Origin of the sequence: Rhizobium sp. BG4 (genome assembly GCF_016864575.1) — a bacterium.
GTDB lineage: Bacteria > Pseudomonadota > Alphaproteobacteria > Rhizobiales > Rhizobiaceae > Rhizobium.
Map to the genome: position 1 here is coordinate 380,797 of NZ_CP044127.1, position 17,922 is coordinate 398,718.

The following is a 17,922-nucleotide window of genomic DNA, read 5'->3' on the forward strand; positions in this document are numbered from 1 at the left end:
CAGCCGCGCGCCCTTACCGACGCTTCGCTCAGATATCCGACAATCTTCTCGCCTCAGACGAAATATTAAGGTCATTGCGCTCACCGTGAGCTAAGCCGGCAGAACACTAGCAAGTTTCTCGTCCGACAGTGCGTGTCGAGGTTCGGACGACAACCCGGTGAGCCTCATATACCGACCCGGTCTTTCCAATTTTGAAACTGCGACAAACCTGAACCACGTTGAAATTCTATCTTATACGAGCCCCCTGGACCTGATCCAAAAGCTGAGCCACGATTTCGTGACGGTGGCCTGATCGGTTTACCGCGCACCGGCTCGGACCGGTATGAGATTCAAACCCTTCCTATCGTATCGGCTGATAATACGAACGAGATGGGCATCATCTTGCAGGAGTAGGTCGCAGGTATGACGTCCAGGCCGACGTTGATCCAGCAGTGCCTGATCATTTTCCCCCGGCGCTCAACAGCTTCCCTTGGCCGAAGCAGCCCGGGCGTTTTGATGTGCAATTAGTTTTTAGTTCTACTCCGCATCTTAGGCCGGTGGCGCTTGGGAACTGGAAGCACTCGTGCGGGTTTAAACAAAACTAGGAGGAAATTATGATCCGCACCGATAGCAATGCCACGGAACTACCGGACCAAGTTCAGGCGCAACCTTCTATAACCGACCCTGTATCTTCAACGGCGGAGGTCCGTCGGCAAAAGCGGCGGCAAGAAGTTCCCGTCTCTGTCACAGACATTGCAAATCCGGCACCCGACGGTAGTGATACGAACTTCATCAGCGATGGAAACGAAGGATAGGCGGTCCTGAGTGGCGTGCTCAAAGGCAGGTTTCACGACGGTCCGAAGGGCCGTTGTCGAAATGTCGCATCCTGCGCACTGGCGTACAGCTGGCCGCCGCGATTGTAACCTCTATTTATTGCCTGCGTCCATTCAACGCCCTTCTGTTAGCGGGCCGGCGCTCAGACCAGGCCCCGGATGCCTCCAACATGACCGTCATTGCGGCAAACGCCGGCGATCGTGATGCGAACCATGCCAAACACTTACAGTTGGATAGGGCTGGCGCCAGGCAGTCAGCGTAAAAGCGCTCGTTGACCAGGTAAAGCGTGCAAAGCAACTGGGTTGTCGCATATATTTCTGCCTACGGAGGCGATCCCTCCGATTGGCCATCAGTGGGCACTCTTCGTTTCAACAGAAATGAAGGCCAGACCGGGATCTGGCCCTGTTAACGGGAGGCCTCTATCACTTTTCTCTCTACGGCAATGTTTTCACAGGAGATTGCGCTACTCACGACGAAGTGGACAGCTTTACGCCGCTCGCCAATATCGCAGGAGTTGCCGTCCGTGCTTGTCGGACACAATGAAACGGCCGTCTCATCCTCAAATGAGTGGGTTCGCAACCCATCTTCGCAGCCAAGCGGGGCTGGCGTCATCTCGCATTACGTTCAAAACCATATGAGCTCGGCGCGCAATCTTGGCATTGGCGAGTCCGGGCTGGAAAGCTTCTGATGCATGTCATAGCAGTCGGGGCATGAGAACCAATGGCTTTCGCTCGAACCGCGAAGGAAGACACGTTGCGCTGTCAGTGTAAGATCGCGTCCTTCATTGCAAACCAGAAGGACCATCCATTGCCATCATAACGGCCCGCGGAGAGCCGCAGACGAGCTCGATGGCTGCCCTCGCGTCCTCGTCGTCGACGACGTGATCAATCAGGAGGTTGATAACCCGCGATTTCGGCATTTCGTCCTGAATGATGACGAGAGTGGGCGTGCTGAGGCCGAACTTGATGATTTGGGTTTCCATTCTAAAACGCTAGCAGGAAGGCGTTACGGTTTGCTTGCACTCTACCGAGACCGCTGCGGCCAGTTTCCCGGGCCGACGTGGACGACAAGTTGAAAGGACGCCGCCCGTCATCCCCTGCCGTGTCGACTGTCCCAGGAATGTTCCTTATCGACACTCGCAACCCGGGAACGAGACGATTCAAGAGCCTGTCGTTTTGGCATCCCGTCGTCGAAAAATCATCGGAGATGCTTACGTGAGCTATTCTCAAATTGTCGAAACCTGCCAATGCTTTCGATGGATCAGATCAACCAATTCATTCGCATCCGAAATGCCGAATTCGAACCAGTCTACAAGTTCCTCAGCTTTTGCTCGCGCTTCGCTACCTCCCGACGCTGCCGGATTTGCAGCACACCACTGATCGAGGATCGTCACCAATATCTTACTGTCTTCGATACCGACCGTTTTCCTGGAGAGAGCATCCATATGCAATACCTCTATGCTGGGCCTTCGTAAGCGTAACGCCTGTCGGCGTATAAGCAACTACTCAATTCAGGCATTCGCAGCCGTGACCAGTCGGGAGAGGAACATTCGCGGTTACCGCCCGTTCACCATGCGCCAACTGGAACCGAACACTATGTCCCGATACCTGCACACCGACACTTCTCTGGGAACCAGCCCCTCCCCGAAGACGGATTGGAAAAGTATCCAATTCTCCAAGGGCTTCCGGCTCGCTTTTTGGACAATCGTCACGTTATTTGTCATCCTCTTGGTCGGAGCTGTCATGCTCGTTGTTGCGATGCCGTGAATGATGGCATTGGGCTTAGAACCGAGGTGATGCCATGGAGCCTGTTAGAGGACCTATCAAGGTTCTGATCGTCGAGGACGACCTTGAGATGGCTATGACCATCGAGGAGGCGGCGATGGCAGGAGGTTACGAGGTTTGCGGACATGCCCGAAATGCTATTGAGGCGGCTCGACTGGCGGAACATGTCGATGTCGCGATAGTCGACATTCATCTTGATGAGGAAGACGGAACGGCGATCGGCAAAATGCTCTCAGAGCGCTGGAATGTCACGGTGCTATTCGCGACGGCGTCACCAGAAATCGTTTCGAAGGGATTTCCCGGTGCAGTCGGTGTGGTGGCAAAGCCGCTCTCTGGTGCAGAGGTCGTGGCCGCGCTCGATTACGCTGCCGCCAGACGGAGCGGAGAGAGCCTAGTGCCGCCCCCTTCTCTCGTCGGGTTCGCGTGACGGCGCCGCTATCCGGCCAGAGCAGAGCCAGGAGTTCGTCGCCGGGCCGATCAAACCTCTCACTCTGCCGAATGTACGGAAATTGCCACCCGCCGGTTCTTTTGTCTGCCCCTAAATTTTCCATGCGGGCGCCCCAACCCCGGGCGAAATGCTCCTTCTGTTGTAGATAGTCCTTGGCCGCTGTCGCGCGCCCCGTGGAAAGCTTTAAGTTAGCTTTCGCTTCCTTTTGCTGTCGGTGAAATCCGTTACCGACAAAGCGGGCCGCCGTTGAACGCTCCCGAACGTCGTTCAACATCGCCTGAGGCGCCTTGCGTTGCTACCGCCGGTTTTACAGGGCTTCCGGTTTGGGCCGAGAGCCATCTCCATCGCCGGACAGGGGGAGTTGAACTCAATCCTCGGGGAGTTGAGCCGGTCACAGGCGATACGAATCCAATGGCGGCGAACGCGAAGAAAAGATGGAAGAAACGCCGGCTGTGGCCTCTTGCGCTGAAGATGGGTCATATGCCGGTAGCATCGTGCGCAGATGACGAGCAGACAGCGGACTGATCATTGCCCGGCACATCCATGATGGGCTAAGCCGAAACGGACAGCAAAGTGCCCTAGGTTGGCTGCCGGCGGCGAAAGCATGCCCATGCCTTTTAGGCCGCACCTGGCTAAAGTGGCGTCTCCCGAGCCTGCGAGCACGAGGAATAAATGGCAAATCAGCTAAATCGAAGTCGTGCAAGGCAGTCCGCGGCGACGGCGAGAAGCTCATTGAGTACCTTATACGAATGGCGATGCAGGCGGCAAAAAGTAAGCAGCCTCGACAATAAGAGTATTGATCGAAATGACTCGCTCATCCACCCCTTCTGCATGGCTCAGATTGGCCGCCTGAGGTGAAAAGCGAGCGAGTCAGCATGCACCCTACCACGCCATGAAACATTGCCACCGCATCTTGATGCAGCCGGCTTCCTAAGGGCGGCCGATGTGGCAGCGCTAAGCGCGGCAATGTCAGGCGTGAAAGCTATAACAGCGATCATTAACTTGATCTCTCAATACTCTCATGGATCCCAAACAACCAACTGACCGAGCCTCGGCGGCCACAGCCCCAAATCATCTCGCACCGCAATGGGCAGCGCGTCACGCTGTTTTATAAGGAGGGCGTTATGGATTGCAGCTTCAAGGGGTTCCGTTTGGCCGCGGGAAGTATGACCCATAGGAACCACTTCACCAACTATCCTTTCAACGTCGCCCCAGACGACGATGAGATGCCCCGGATAAGCTTGTGCTGTTTGACTGTCCACACGGTAAAATCGTTGCATCTTTCCCTGCCTCAGCGTCATGGACGCCGCTGATTAGTCGTTGCGCGCATGAGCGTAAGAGCCTGAAAATCCGACAAGCCAGCGTTGACGTTCTGACCTTGCGAGCTGCCGTGACTTACCATGCTGCGCATCCTGAGTTAGGAAAACGCAACGCTCATCAACCTAACCTGCATCCAACGGCGTTGTTCCGATGTTGATTGGGACGCCTAAAGCGCGGCCTCGACCCGCGCCGCTGTCGGCTGGCATAGAAAGGTCGACCCAGCTCGCTGAACTGACGTCCGAAAACGGAGATCACTCCGGGCAGTGCACGAGGATCAGCCGGTCAAGAGACCGCTGCGGCCACCGATCGGCTGAGTAAACGCCTTGCGATGCGCAAGCGTCGGCTTTTTCCAAACGGACATTTTGGCGACGACGATGAGGCAGAGCCGTGGTGTCTCGAGCGCGGGCATTAACGAACACTTAGCACTACTCTTTGCACCTTTCCTGAAACTCGCCCTAAAAAGGGACGGCAAATCTGGGCGCTTGCAGAGACTTCGCGAGCCCGCCGGATTTCCTTCGAGACCGAGGATGCAGACAGTCTCGGTCGGATCAACATCTCGAAAGCTCGCACTGCGTAGTCGTCGTCATAGTGCTGCCACAGAATTCGGTCCAATCGATGAAAAACGTTCGGTGGCTCTACATGAAATCGATGGTCGTCTTTGCCTTGTGCAGCGCGCTCTTCGCGGGAAACGCCAATGCGCAGTTTTACCCCCCTCAGCAGGATTACGGAGATTATGACGGGTATGGCTACGACGACCCGTACAGTCCGTATCCGCCGCCTCCCTACGATGAGAACGACCAGCGCTATCTTGAACCCGGGTATCGGGAACCGCGCTATCGGGCGCCAGAGCTGGAGCGTCAACGGCCGTCGATCAATATCGGCCGCGGCACCATCGAAATCTCAACACGCCGCAGAACGCTGACTTACACGACGTCGCAGGGACAGCAATTCGTCTACCCGATCGCCGTCGGACGGGAGGGAAAACAGTGGTTTGGAACGACGCGGGTGGTCGCCAAGCGCGAACATCCGGAATGGCGACCGACCGCAAGCATGCGGGAAAAAAACCCGCGGCTGCCCGCGGTCGTCGCCCCTGGCCCCCAAAACCCGCTGGGAACGCGCGCGATCTACCTTGCCGATGGTCTGTTGCGCATTCACGGGACCAACGATCCGTCCTCGATCGGCACAAAGGCTTCAAGTGGCTGCTTTCGGATGTACCGGCAGGACGTGGAGGAGCTGTACGAGCTGGTCCAGACCGGAACAAAGGTCATTGTCCGATAGCGTCCTGCCCCTCACCATCCGCCCACTTCATAGTAACTGACCCTCGGCGGTCAACAAGGCTGTGCAGCAGCACCGTTTGAAACGTTGACCCTCGCTTTTCTTGCACATTACAAACTCCAGCCAAATGGCTGCCGGGGCCCTTCACAGCATCCCCATCGCAGGAACCCTTGCCGCCGCCACCGCTAGAGCTTTTGCCGCCCGGGACGCTATGACGACCTGGACCGGCTCCCCCACCCGGCGCCCGGGCCATTTGCTTTTGCGCCTGCCCCAGACGCGCCGTCCGAACCAACTGGTACTGGTGCATTCTTTCCTGGACCGGCTGCTTTGTCCTAGCCGTCTGGCCCAAGGAGACGTTATCGCCGACTGGCGTCGCTCCGTCGGCGCGCCTTGGCCGGCCATTCCTCGCGTTCATTCGGGATCACCCGGATCTCTTCTTAACAAATGCTAAACGCTTTCACTTCAATTTGAACCACCTAGAACTGCGGGGTGAACGATGTCGATCTGGAAAGATAAGTCAGGTAATTTCGCGGTTATGACCGCAATCGTCGCCGTGCCACTGATTGGGGCCGCTGGGATGGCGACTGACTTCTCCATGGCCCTGTCACGAAAGGCCGATTTGCAAGCTGCAGCGGATGCCGCCGTCCTCGCTGCGGCATCAATGCCGTCGACGTCGGTCGACAACATGAAAATAGAAGCAACCCGTGTTTTCATTGCCAATCTGAGCGGCGATCTAGCCAAGTCTGCCAGTGTCGACGATCTCCAGGTCTCGGCGTCCAACTACATTACCCTGAACGCCAGGACCCGTGTTCCGCTGACGATCGGTCAGATCCTGTTCCAAGACAACCTCGAGGTCGCCGTTTCTGCGCAATCAGTGCGCTCCGGCTATCAGAAGATCGAGGTTTCGATGGTGCTCGACAATACCGGATCGATGTCTGGTCAAAAGCTGACAGATCTGAAGGCGGCAGCGAACTCCTTGCTTAAGGTTTTCGAGACGGCATCGAATGTGAATGCTCGCTTCTCGCTGGTGCCGTTCTCACGATACGTTAACGTCGGGACAGAAAACCGGGGCAGCCTTGGCTTAGTGTACCTAATGATACGTCTGAGGTCAGAAATACCTGCACTACCTCGAAAAAACTCCTGTCCAAGTCGGGCTGCAAAATGGTTCCGACCACCACTACGAATGACGGCGTGACCACGACGGGGCAGAAGGAGCAATGCGACAGCTATACATATGACGAGCCCGTCACCACCTGCTCCGATAAAACTTTCAACTATACCTGGAACGGCTGCGTCGGTTCGCGGCCAAGTCCGCTCGACGTCAACGACGTTCAACCGGCGACCAAATATACTGGGCTGCAGAATACCACCTGCGGGTCGGTCGTCATGCCGCTGACCAACAACTATACTTCGTTACGCATGGCGATATCTAAGATGGCTGCTAAGGACGAGACCTATATTCCTGCGGGCATCCTGTGGGGTTGGAACACCCTGTCTTCGCAAATGCCCATGGAGGAAGCTCTTCCAAAGGGTAATGGCCTCAGCAAATTCATTGTCTTAATGACCGATGGCGCCAACACTTTGTCTCCTAACAAGTCGAACTACCTTCAGCACACAGGGACCGACGCCGCAAAGGCCAATGCGTTGATGTCCAGCGTCTGCACAAATGCGAAGGCGGCCGGCATCACGATCTTTACGGTGGCCGTCGGCGTCACGGGCCCGACAGCCGCTGGCCTCGCGTCTTGCGCCTCCGACAGTTCGAAAGCCTATGCGATGGAAGATTCCGCCAAGCTGGTGGACGTGTTCAAGACAATCGCCGGGCAGATCATCACGCCGCGGCTAACAATGTAGTGCGCCGCAGATCACGCGGCCTCGCAGCAATCTTGTCGGGCCCGGCCATTAAGCGTTCAACGGCTTCATCCGGGATGCCGTGGCATCCGTGAACGTTTGGGTGTCCAGCGGTTGAGTAGAGCGACCGATGCTTTAGCAATTGGATCACCAGAGTTCGATGACAGGAGCCGCCGCTGTCATTTCCGGCCGCATGAGGGCGAGAAGGAACGTAACGGAATAGTGCGCATCGCCATGGCCTTGCATGGCTCACCAAAGGCCGGCGCGCCAACCGTTGCGACACGTTTTGGACATTTTGAAAGCCACTGCAGGAACGAACTATCCTGGTCCGCATTTGTCGTAGCAGCTCTCGGCATGGGTTGCTGCGAAAATGCGAGAGGTTTGATGGCTGGCCATGTTATAGAAGTTTGGAGATATCCGGTATCGAGCTTGGGCGGCGAGAAGCTCACCTCGGGCGAAATGTGCCTCTCGGGCATAGCCGGGGACAGGACGCATCTTCTCGTTGACCTCGATAACGGTCAAGTCGCCTCTCCCGAAAGCGACCTTCGTTGGCGCAAGGCTTTGCTGATGGCAGCACGCATTGAAGGTACATCAGTGGTTGTCTCAGTTGGAAAGCACGAGGCCAGTCATGGAAGCGAACTCGATAGACTGGTAAGCGAGCACATGGGCTTCCGGTGCGGCATACGAGCTGCCGGAACCATGGTGTCTCTCACCAATGGGTCGACGGTCTGCCTCAAACCAAGGTACGACGTCACCCCGCTTCACCTCATAACGACATCATCCCTACGCGCTTTATCGCTCGAACTTGGTAAAAGCTTTGTCGACACACGCCGCTTCCGGCCCAATCTGGTGATCAGCACTGAAAGCAATGACCAGGGCTGGGTAGGGCAATCGTTCCACGTCGGCGTTGGGGGCGGCGGGCTGGTGAAGGAGGTTGCCAAGCGTTGCGGCATGACCATGATCGCCCAACAAGGAATTGACGAGGATGCCGAGGTGCTTCGTACCATCGTCAGAAAGCGGCATCGAGCATTCGGCGTCTATGCAACCGTATCCTCGGTGGGCGTCGTCGGTGTAGGCGATCGATTTAGCCTTTCAGTCGAAACCGGGAATGGCAGTAACTGACTAACTTTCCCGAGCGCGCTCCTGATCGATTCAGAAACGATCTCGCCCATATCGCTTGCAGATGTTATGCCCTGGACGAATGGCAGCTTGTGCAACAGGAAAGGCACCGATACGCAGTAGAGCTGGTTTGTCAAGTTCGCTTCGAACTTCGGCCGGAAGCTTTCATCGACGTCGATCCCCCCTGTGGGCCTGAGATCGCACCCGTCGCCACCCAGGCTATTGGTCGGTGTCTGAGCCTGCCGGATGACGTCCTGGCGTCGGAGGCTCTCGAACGGAATGTCCTTTGCGGAGAGAGGATGTTGCCCGGTGGCGTCAATGAAGGCCGCGAAACGGATGGGCGAGGAAGCAGCGATAGTCAGCTCGACTCCCGGCTGACCGTCGGTCTTTTCGATCGTGTAATCAGAACCCGTTGCCATCACCTCTAGCTTCCCGGCATTGTGCAACGCCAAGAGCCGCTCAATGGATTCATGTGGAACCGTCGCATAATCGTCGACGAAGACCGTTTTGAAATATTTATGGAAGCGTCCCAGGTCGCCGTTGCTGAAGTGCGGCACGGCTCGTGCAATGACCTCATGCATGCGCAGGATAGCGTAGCGCCAAGGAACCGTGTTGCGCTCGATCTTATCCCGTTTGGCCTGTGCGAGAACACGGCCGGCCCATACGAACTGGTCGCTGGCTGTCCGTTCGCGGAAGTATCGATCGGAAATATCTTCTACCGTCGCAAGGGCCAGTCCAATGCGTGCAGCAAAATCAGGATCCGCACGGGCAAGCTCCTGCTTGAAGAGATCGAACACAGCGTCCAGAAGCCTGTCCGGTTCATCGTGTACTGCCTGCTCGACCGCCATCGGTGTACATATAGCCAATGGCTCGTAAGGGATAGGGCAGTAGAAATCGGCCTCAGGAAGCAGTCCCTTCCTCGACATCATCGTGATGTGCAAGTCCTCGCGACCTTGCAAAGGCTGGTACAGCAGCGCCCCCATATCGTCCCGTAGGAACACCCCGTGCGCCGTCGCCACCGAAACCACGGCGTCAATGCCACTGAGGGACGTTCCAAGAACGCCGACCTTGACGGCCTTGATCCGCTTGATAGCAGCTGCGGGCCATGGAGAGGCAAAATAGCCCGGAGATGTTTCCGTATCCTGCGGCCAGTCATGACCTGTTGCCATCACAACATGATCGAAGCTCAACCGGCAAGGCGAATTCTCGCTGCTTGTTGCCGTGACTGTTAGATCATGCGCATTCAATGCGATGTCGGCGATCCGGCAGCTTCCCCGGACGTCAATCGTGTGACCCGCCGCATGGCCACGCCTGACCAGCTCCCAAAACTGCGCAGCAAAGTAGTCACCAAGAACGATGCGGGGATAGAACTCGCGCTCGCCGATCGCGTCGCGTGCTATGCCGAGATTCTGTAGCTCCTCGTTGGACCGCGATCTGAGCCAGCCTACGAGGCTGTCAATGATCGGCGGAATCTCGATGCTCGCTATATTCGCCAACATAGCCTTGTCGTTGACGGCTGGATGGTAAGGAGTGCCTTTACCGGGGTCCGGACTTTCCTCGAAGACGGTGATCGAAAGTCCAGCCGGGTGCGAGATGAGCCCCTTGAGAGTATAGATCCCCGTCGGTCCCGAGCCGATGATCGCGATCCTTGCCATGCTGTTCCCGTAGCTGCTTGAAGGAGGAGCCGGACGGCCCGGCCCCATGGGTTTGTTTCACGTCAAGCGTTGTAGGTCGTCAGTCCTCGACGGACCATGCGCTGCGAACATCAGCTTCGCTCTTGGAGAGGTGCACATGCTCATCGACATGATCCACCCATTCCAAGGAAACGAAATGATGTTTTCCATCGTCGGAGTCGGTCTTGGTAAGCTTGATGCGGCTGTCGCCGTCCATGTGGTCGACCGTGCCGACATGCGCTCCGTCCTGAGAGATGACTTCCATGTGCTCGGTAATCTGTTCTGCTCGTATCATCATTTGCTCCTTTGCTGGCGGCGAGGAACGTGTAGATGATGATGATGTTCCATTGTCATCAATGCGAGGGTTCACATGAGAATGGGAATATGACGGTCTCCAAATACGCTGCCTCGTCATAGGCCCGCGCGAGGTTTTCTGTATTCCTGAACTGCAGCGACCGATAAGGGAAGATCCACCGGATCGGCTTCGAGGGAGCCTCATCGGTACTGAATTTGAAATATTGGCGCCGTGCGGGGTGCCGCCGACAGCGGGGCGCTTGACAGGCGAACGTTTCGGCTGACGCCAGATCCCACGCAGGCGCGATAGCCACCCGCGTGATCCTGGCTGCGCAGCATCGCAGCCGAGACAATGCCCGCAGGCCGGAACCCATGGAGGCCGTCCAAGTTCTACTTTCATGTAAATGGTCAGATGGGGCGTGATGCGTAGAGCGATCTCATTTCTTGTCGCCTTGTTTTTGATGGTTGACGCAGTATGGATGCTATGGTGGTTGACCGGTGCTCTCAGCGTCTGGACCATTCCGATAGTCGCTATTCCGACCGTTTTCCTATTGCTAGCCGGTATCGCCTTGGCTTGGGAAAACATTTGCAGCTGGCGGGGACGGCGGGGACCGGAGAAGCGTTAGTTCGGTTGCCGCGAGGTCTCATCGAAGGTCTGAGTGGCAATACCCTACGGCAATCATCCCGCCGGCGTACCGAACAGGTCCTTGAACTGACGAGGCTGGCTGCGAAGATATTGTTCGGGCGCATCAACGGTTTCCCCGAAATGCGCGGCAGCGTGCCACGGCCAGCGCGGATCGTAGAGGATCGCTCTCGCGATCGCAATGAGATCAGCATCCCCCGTTGTCAATATGGCTTCCGCCTGTTCGAAGTCAGTAATGAGACCGACAGCGATCACAGGTATCTTGACTGCGTGTTTGACGGTGCGCGCGAAAGGTACCTGGTAGCTTGGACCGATTGAAATCTGCTGGTGAGCCGAGAGCCCGCCGGTCGAAACATGGATTGCCGAGCACCCTCTCCCCTCCAGCGCCTCGGCGAAAACGACGGTCTGAGCGTTGTCCCACCCCCCCTGTGCCCAGTCGGTCGCCGACACGCGCATCGTCACAGGCTTGTCGGAAGGGAAAGCCTCTCTGACCACATCGAAAACTTCCAGGGGAAACCGCATGCGGTTCTCAAGCGAGCCGCCGTACTCGTCGGTGCGTTTGTTTGACAGTGGTGACAGGAACTGATGCAGCAGATAGCCATGTGCGCCATGGATCTGCACAGCGTCGATCCCGAGAGCGGCAGCACGTCTTGCGGCGTCTGCAAAAGCACCTCGCACCCGCTTAAGTCCGTCTCTATCGAGTTGTTGAGGCGGATCGTATTCAGGCTTGAACGCAACAGCGCTAGGAGCGGCGGTCTTCCAGCCGTTCTTTTCGCCTGGGCTCAGCTGATGGCCACCAAGCCATGGCTTCTCAGTCGAGGCCTTGCGGCCAGCATGGCCGAGTTGGATCGCAACAGGCATGTTGGACCACCGTCTGACACTGGTCAGCACACGATCCATCGCGGCCTGACAGCCATCGGAATATAGGCCGACGTCACCGTAGGTTATCCGACCCTCTGGTAAGACTGCTGTCGCCTCGATCGTAAGAATGCCCGCGCCCGAGAGTGCGAGATGGCCAAGGTGAATGTGATGCCAGTCAGTCATTTCGCCGTCGGCAGCCGAGTACTGGCACATAGGCGCGATGACGATGCGGTTTCGCATGTTGAGCGACCCGATACGGATAGGCGAGAACAGTCTTGTCTTTGACATGTGGGCTCCTCTACGACGCACAGCTATGACGCTGGTGACAGCCGCTTGCAAGTGTATCTCATACGCAACACGCCTGACACCGTGCCATTTGAAAGGAGATCAAGAAGGGTTTTCGTCGCGGCACGTCAGGCGCGATCATCATGATTTAAAACGACACCAGAGCACCGGATGAGACAGCGTCGAGCGCCTGGCCGCCATCAAACGTTTACCCACCGGCAATACTGCTGCCTGTGATTTTTTCGATTCGAAGCACAGCGCCGTCGTTGGAAGGAACCGCTCTCAGTTGCCGAAAGTCGTCGACCGCCTCGTGTTTGCTTGCCAGGGGAGGATTATGAACGGCGCTGATCAACAGGATGTTGCCCCCAGCAGCTTCGCCAGCGTTCAGACCCGGCATCGTATCCTCAAAGATCAGGCAATCTCTTGCATTGACACCCAGCTTCTCGGCGCCGAGAAGATAGGCTTCGGGATCGGGCTTCCCATGCACGACTTCCTCAGCCGTTACGAGAAACTCAGGTACAGGAAGTTGTGCAGCCTCCAGTCGACGCAGCACAAGCTTCTTCGAAGACGATGTCACCAGTGCCCACCGTCGCGCCGGCAGACTGTTTAAGAATGTCTGAGCGCCGGGAATGGCAACCACGTCCTCGATGTCATCAGCTTCCTCGGCTTCAATTGCCGCGGCTTCCCGTTCGGGATCTACCCCCGGCAGGTTCAATCGCCGGATCGTATCAACCGACCTCGATCCGTGCATTTTCGCAAGAAGCTCATGTGGATCTAATCCGTGGCGAACGGCCCACCTGCCCCAAACCCGATCAGTTGAAGCTGCTGAGTTGATGATCGTGCCGTCCATATCGAAAAGGAAGCCGGCAAATGGCTTTGTGAAAACAGAGATCATGAATAGCTCTTCCCGCAGTTCGTGTTTCGGACTCGCGGCAGCCAACCGCGTGAAACACGTGTGGTACCGCCTTCTACAGTCAAGGATGTGACCTGACCTTTTCTGACATCCAGCCATCCACTGGTGAGATCTCACGCGCACGGCCGCTCTATCAACGGCGGCCTATTTCTGGGGCATCGCGATGATCGCACTGATCACGTTTTTGAGGGGCCTCCCGTCAATGGTTCGTGAAGATTATGGACCTGGACGCGAGGTCCACGCGGTGCTTCGGCAGCTTTGTTATCTACGATAACCGCAGACGACGGACGCGTGTCGTCCCCTCAATCAGTTCACCCGATATCTAGACCCGGGAGCATTGATGCGCTCTCGCTTCCGACCCGAGGGGTGAGCTCGTCAGAGCATTATCGGATTGTTTGGACCGGACTGGTTGCAGCGTGACCCATTCTAAAAAGAACGCATCATCGACATATCAGCCCCTTGCGAAGACGCTGCTTGCGCTACTGACCAATTCAACGTGCTGGAAAGCATAATCGCCAGCCGCCGCTCCATCCGCTCTCAGGATTGCCTGGACGATAAGATCGTGCTCTTGAAATGATCTTGCCAAACGGTCAGGCAGGCGGAACTGGGCGCTGCGAAAAGGTGCAAGTCTGGCACGAGTTGCAGTCGCTAGCTCGAAGATATGATCGTTGCGCGCTCCGCGATAGAGGCGGGTGTGGAATTCGGCGTTATGCGCGGCGTATTCATCCACGTTAAACTGATGCACCAACACCTTTGAACCCTCGTGTTGGCGCTCGAGCAATCTGCGCTCGTCAACGCTCATACGCTCGGCACAAAGCCGGGCGCATATTCGCTCGAGCTCAGCCATCGCCTCGAACATCGAATGAAGATAGTGCCCGGAAACATTTGCAACAACTGCGCTGCGGTTGGGCTCGCGGGCAACCAGCCCCATCGCCCCGAGTTCGCGCAAAGCCTCGCGCACCGGTGTGCGGGAGACGGCAAAGCGGTCGGCTAGCGAGCCCTCATCGAGCTTTTCGCCCGGTAGCAGTTCTCCCGTCACAATCAGATCGGCAACTGCCCTCACCATCTGTTCGACGGTGTTACCGGCTCTAATGACCTCTCTTTTTCGTATCCGCGGCAACGCCCTGCCTTCTCTCAGCAATCTGCATACAGATGATACAGATTTACGAGATAGTCAAATATCTAGATAATTCAGGGATTTAAAAACTCGTCCACGAATCGAAGTTCGAAAGACGTTACGCAGAAGGCGTAATTTTCACCATGGAACCTGTTTTGATTATAAAATCATCATTTTATGGAACGAAAGTGCATACACTTTTATCAGGTGCGGCTGAATGTCGATTTTCAACTCCTCTTTTCAATGACTTAGGAACTGGCACGGCCATTGCATACACTTTTTCGTAACCCTTTTTATCGGCCCAGCCGTCAAGGAGCCTGCAATGACCGACCTCCTTCCCATGAACCGCCGCAAATTTCTGACTGCTACTGCTGCCGGCGCCTTCGCCGCAACCGTTACCGGCCTCACCGCGTCACGCTCGCTCGCCCAGAATGCTCTGACCATTGGTTTCATCTATGTCGGCCCAAAGGATGACTACGGCTACAACCAGGCGCATGCCGAGGGTGCCGCCGTCGTCAAGGCGATCCCCGGCGTCACCGTCGTCGAAGAAGAAAACGTCCCCGAGACCGTAGACGTTCAGAAGACCATGGAATCGATGATCAACCTCGACGGCGCAACGCTGCTCTTCCCGACCTCCTTCGGCTATTTCGATCCGCACATGCTGGCCATGGCCGCCAAATATCCGGATATCCAGTTCCGCCATTGCGGCGGCCTCTGGCAGGAGGGCAAGCATCCGAAGAATACCGGCTCCTATTTCGGCTATATCGGCCAGGGCCAGTATCTGAACGGTATCGCCGCCGGCCATACGACGAAGAGCAAGAAGATCGGCTTCGTCGCAGCCAAACCAATCCCGCAGGTCATCCAGAACATCAATTCCTTCCTGCTCGGCGCCCGCAGCGTCGATCCGACTATCACCTGCCAAGTGATCTTCACCGGCGAGTGGTCGCTGGCGGTCAAGGAAGCGGAAGCGACCAACGCGCTGATCGATCAGGGCGCCGACGTCATCACCTGCCATGTCGATAGCCCGAAGGTCGTCGTCGAGACGGCGGCTGGCCGCAATGCCTTCGTCTGCGGCTATCACGCCAACCAGAGCCCGCTGGCTCCTGAAAAATACCTGACCGGCGCCGAATGGGCCTGGGGCAACGTCTACACCGACTTCGTCAAGAAGGCCCAGGCCGGCGAAAAGCTCGCCAACTTCGTCCGCGGCGGCCTGAAGGACGGCTTCGTCAAGATGAGCCCGCTCGGACCGGCAGTGCCGGAGGCAGGCCGCAAGGCGTTCGAAGCGACGCATGCGGAAATCATGAAGGGCGGCTTCTCGGTCTTCAAGGGCCCGATGAAAGACAACAAGGGCAACGAGGTGATCGCCGGCGGCAAGAGCTTCGCCGAGGACGCGATCGAGCTCGAGAGCATGGATTATCTGGTCGAGGGCGTCGTCGGATCCACCGCCTGATGGATTGAAGGGAGAAGTGCCATGACGGTCGAGACCCACGATCCCGCAATGACAGCCGCTCCTGCCAAGCCCGCCTCGCTGCGCCCGGCCATCGAATGGCTGGCGCGGCGCACCGAGCCCGTCGCCATCGGGCTCGTGGCCATCCTGATCGGGCTCGCGCTCTTCTCCCTCTTCATCCTCATCATCGGCAAGTCGCCGGCGATGCTCTTCCAGCTGATGTATACCGGCGGTTTCGGCAGCTGGTTTTCGATCCAGAACTGCCTGAGCCGAGCTTCCCCTCTGCTGCTGACGGCACTCTGCGTAGCACTTCCCGCCCGTCTCGGCCTCGTCATCATCGGCGGCGAAGGCGCTGTCGTGCTCGGAGGGGTCGCAGCGGCGGCGATCGCTCTGCCACTCGTCGGCTTTGCGCCGGTCTGGCCGACGCTGATCCTGATGGGCCTGGCGGCAATGGTTGCAGGCGGCTTGTGGATCGGCCTTGCCGGCTTCCTGCGCCACTATCGCGGCGTCAACGAGACGATCTCCTCGCTGCTGCTCGCCTATATCGCCATTGCCCTGATGAACCAGTTCGTCGAGGGACCGCTGCGCGATCCGGCCAGTCTCAACAAGCCATCCACCGCGCCGTTACCGGCCGAATACATGCTCGGCAAGATCCCCGGCATGGACGTCCATTGGGGTCTGGCGATCGGCATCGCCGCCTGCATCCTCTCCTGGTTGCTGATCGAGGCGACCAGCTACGGCTTTGCCGCGCGCATCGCCGGCGGCAACGTCCGCGCCGCCCAGATCCAGGGCCTGCCGGTCGGCAGGCTGATCACCGGCTTCACCGCGATCGCCGGGAGTTTTGCCGGACTGGCGGGCATGATCGAGGTGGCGGCCGTCCAGGGCGGCGCCAATGCTTCGCTTGCGGCCGGCTACGGCTATACAGGCATCCTCGTCGCCTTCCTTGCGCGGCATAATCCGCTGGCCATCATCCCCGTTGCCATCCTGCTCGGCGGCATCGATGCCTCGGGCGGTCTGATCCAGCGGCGCATGGGCCTGCCGGACGCCACGGTTCTCGTCCTCCAGGGCACGCTCTTCATCGTCATCCTGTTCTGCGAGACCTTCTACGGCCGCTTCAAGATCTTCAATCCGGACCTCTGGAAAAGGAACCAGTGATGGAAAGTTCAGGCATCGGCATCTGGGGTGTTCCGCTTGCAATCCTGGCCGGCGCGATCCGCGTCTCCACCCCTTCATCTTCGTCAGTCTCGGCGAGACGATCACCGAACGCTCCGGCCGCATCAATCTCGGCCTCGAAGGCACGCTCGTCTTCGGCGCCATGACCGCCTATGCCATCGCCGTCATGACCGGTTCTCCCTGGCTCGGCGTACTCGCCGCGATGGGGTCGGGCGCGATCTTCGGCTTGGTGCACGGCTGGATCTGTAAATGGCCGAAGGTCAACGATATCGCCATCGGCATCGCCATGATGCAGTTCGGGCTTGGCCTCGCCTTCTTCCTCGGCAAGCCGTTCATCCAGCCGGTTGCCCCGCGCCTGCCGGCCATCCCGCTTGGCTTCTGGTCGGCGAGCCCGCAGATACAGGCCGCCCTGAACATCAATGTGCTGTTTGTCATCGGCGCCGCGTTGGCATTCCTGCTCTGGTGGGCGTTCCGGAACATGCGCGTCGGACTGATCCTGCGGGTCGTCGGCGACAGTACCGATGCGGCGCGTGCCATGGGCATCAATCCGGACCGCGTCCGTCTGCTCGCCACGGCCACCGGCGGCTCGCTGGCAGCGATCGGCGGCGCCTATCTGTCGCTCTACTATCCCGGCTCCTGGAACGAGGGGATCTCCTCCGGACAGGGCCTGATGGCCGTCGCGCTCGTCATCTTCGCGCGCTGGAACCCGATCGGCTGCTTCTTTGCGGCACTGCTCTTCGGCGGCGCCGGTGCGCTTGGTCCGGCATTGCAGTCGGTCGGCGTCACGCAGGGCTATTACCTCTTCTACGCCGCCCCCTACGTGCTGACGCTCGCCATCTTGATCGCCACCTCGTCGCCCAACCGCTCGCTGACGGGCGCGCCGGGCGCCCTGTCACTGACGAAATGAAC

General features: G+C 57.9%; 15 protein-coding genes and 1 pseudogene. 8 read left to right on the plus strand and 8 right to left on the minus strand.

The window, feature by feature from the left end; all coding sequences use genetic code 11:
* Nucleotides 1-1,594: 1,594 nt before the first annotated feature.
* The gene (locus tag F2982_RS29525) at nucleotides 1,595-1,795 is read right to left on the minus strand and encodes a hypothetical protein (RefSeq protein ID WP_203431593.1); all 201 of its coding nucleotides are present in this window, start codon (nucleotides 1,793-1,795) and stop codon (nucleotides 1,595-1,597) included.
* Between the two features lie 243 nt (nucleotides 1,796-2,038).
* Nucleotides 2,039-2,257, minus strand: a complete 219-nt coding sequence (locus F2982_RS29530; protein WP_112715985.1) for a hypothetical protein — start codon at nucleotides 2,255-2,257, stop codon at nucleotides 2,039-2,041.
* A 356-nt stretch (nucleotides 2,258-2,613) separates the two neighbouring features.
* On the opposite strand from F2982_RS29530, the gene F2982_RS29535 reads away from it, so the two are divergent.
* Nucleotides 2,614-3,024, plus strand: a complete 411-nt coding sequence (locus F2982_RS29535) for a response regulator (protein WP_112715981.1) — start codon at nucleotides 2,614-2,616, stop codon at nucleotides 3,022-3,024.
* Between the two features lie 1,040 nt (nucleotides 3,025-4,064).
* Here the strand turns inward: F2982_RS29535 and F2982_RS29540 are convergent.
* Complete coding sequence (locus tag F2982_RS29540) at nucleotides 4,065-4,325, minus strand: hypothetical protein (RefSeq protein ID WP_203431594.1); 261 nt, start codon at nucleotides 4,323-4,325, stop codon at nucleotides 4,065-4,067.
* Between the two features lie 679 nt (nucleotides 4,326-5,004).
* Here F2982_RS29540 and F2982_RS29545 point away from each other — a divergent pair.
* The 4 genes from F2982_RS29545 (at nucleotide 5,005) to F2982_RS29560 (ending at nucleotide 8,610) form a co-directional block, all read left to right on the plus strand.
* Entirely contained in the window at nucleotides 5,005-5,643 is a 639-nt protein-coding gene (locus tag F2982_RS29545) for a L,D-transpeptidase (protein WP_148195175.1), read from the plus strand.
* A 493-nt stretch (nucleotides 5,644-6,136) separates the two neighbouring features.
* Nucleotides 6,137-6,835 carry a pilus assembly protein TadG-related protein gene (locus F2982_RS29550; RefSeq protein ID WP_203431595.1) on the plus strand — a complete coding sequence of 233 codons (699 nt, stop codon included), beginning with the start codon at nucleotides 6,137-6,139 and terminating at the stop codon, nucleotides 6,833-6,835.
* Nucleotides 6,802-7,491: a VWA domain-containing protein gene (locus F2982_RS29555; protein ID WP_203431596.1), complete on the plus strand. Its 690-nt coding sequence runs from the start codon at nucleotides 6,802-6,804 to the stop codon at nucleotides 7,489-7,491. Before F2982_RS29550 ends, F2982_RS29555 begins: the two co-directional genes overlap by 34 nt.
* Nucleotides 7,492-7,602: 111 nt before the next feature.
* Nucleotides 7,603-8,610 (plus strand): MOSC domain-containing protein, encoded by a 1,008-nt coding sequence (locus tag F2982_RS29560; protein WP_203431597.1) that lies wholly within the window; start codon nucleotides 7,603-7,605, stop codon nucleotides 8,608-8,610.
* On the opposite strand, the gene F2982_RS29565 is transcribed toward F2982_RS29560, so the two are convergent.
* The 5 genes from F2982_RS29565 to F2982_RS29585 form a co-directional block, all read right to left on the minus strand.
* A complete protein-coding gene (locus F2982_RS29565) occupies nucleotides 8,526-10,262 on the minus strand; it encodes an FAD/NAD(P)-binding protein (RefSeq protein WP_130279534.1) in 1,737 nt (578 codons plus the stop codon). The genes F2982_RS29560 and F2982_RS29565 overlap by 85 nt on opposite strands.
* Before the next feature lie 79 nt (nucleotides 10,263-10,341).
* Entirely contained in the window at nucleotides 10,342-10,575 is a 234-nt protein-coding gene (locus F2982_RS29570) for a DUF2171 domain-containing protein (protein ID WP_112716171.1), read from the minus strand.
* A gap of 678 nt (nucleotides 10,576-11,253) precedes the next feature.
* Complete coding sequence (locus F2982_RS29575; protein WP_130279535.1) at nucleotides 11,254-12,366, minus strand: NADH:flavin oxidoreductase/NADH oxidase; 1,113 nt, start codon at nucleotides 12,364-12,366, stop codon at nucleotides 11,254-11,256.
* A gap of 205 nt (nucleotides 12,367-12,571) precedes the next feature.
* The gene (locus F2982_RS29580; protein ID WP_130279536.1) at nucleotides 12,572-13,258 is read right to left on the minus strand and encodes an HAD-IA family hydrolase; all 687 of its coding nucleotides are present in this window, start codon (nucleotides 13,256-13,258) and stop codon (nucleotides 12,572-12,574) included.
* A 469-nt stretch (nucleotides 13,259-13,727) separates the two neighbouring features.
* Nucleotides 13,728-14,396, minus strand: a complete 669-nt coding sequence (locus F2982_RS29585; RefSeq protein WP_130279537.1) for a GntR family transcriptional regulator — start codon at nucleotides 14,394-14,396, stop codon at nucleotides 13,728-13,730.
* Between the two features lie 319 nt (nucleotides 14,397-14,715).
* Here F2982_RS29585 and F2982_RS29590 point away from each other — a divergent pair, with 319 nt between their 5' ends.
* The 3 genes and pseudogenes from F2982_RS29590 to F2982_RS29600 all read left to right on the plus strand — a co-directional run bounded on the left by F2982_RS29590 (nucleotide 14,716) and on the right by F2982_RS29600 (nucleotide 17,920).
* Nucleotides 14,716-15,843, plus strand: a complete 1,128-nt coding sequence (locus F2982_RS29590; protein ID WP_112715965.1) for a BMP family ABC transporter substrate-binding protein — start codon at nucleotides 14,716-14,718, stop codon at nucleotides 15,841-15,843.
* 21 nt (nucleotides 15,844-15,864) lie between these two features.
* Entirely contained in the window at nucleotides 15,865-16,995 is a 1,131-nt protein-coding gene (locus F2982_RS29595; protein WP_130279538.1) for an ABC transporter permease, read from the plus strand.
* Nucleotides 16,995-17,920: pseudogene (locus F2982_RS29600) on the plus strand (ABC transporter permease). The gene F2982_RS29595 and the pseudogene F2982_RS29600 overlap by 1 nt, the downstream one beginning before the upstream one ends.
* The last annotated feature ends 2 nt before the right edge of the window (nucleotides 17,921-17,922 follow it).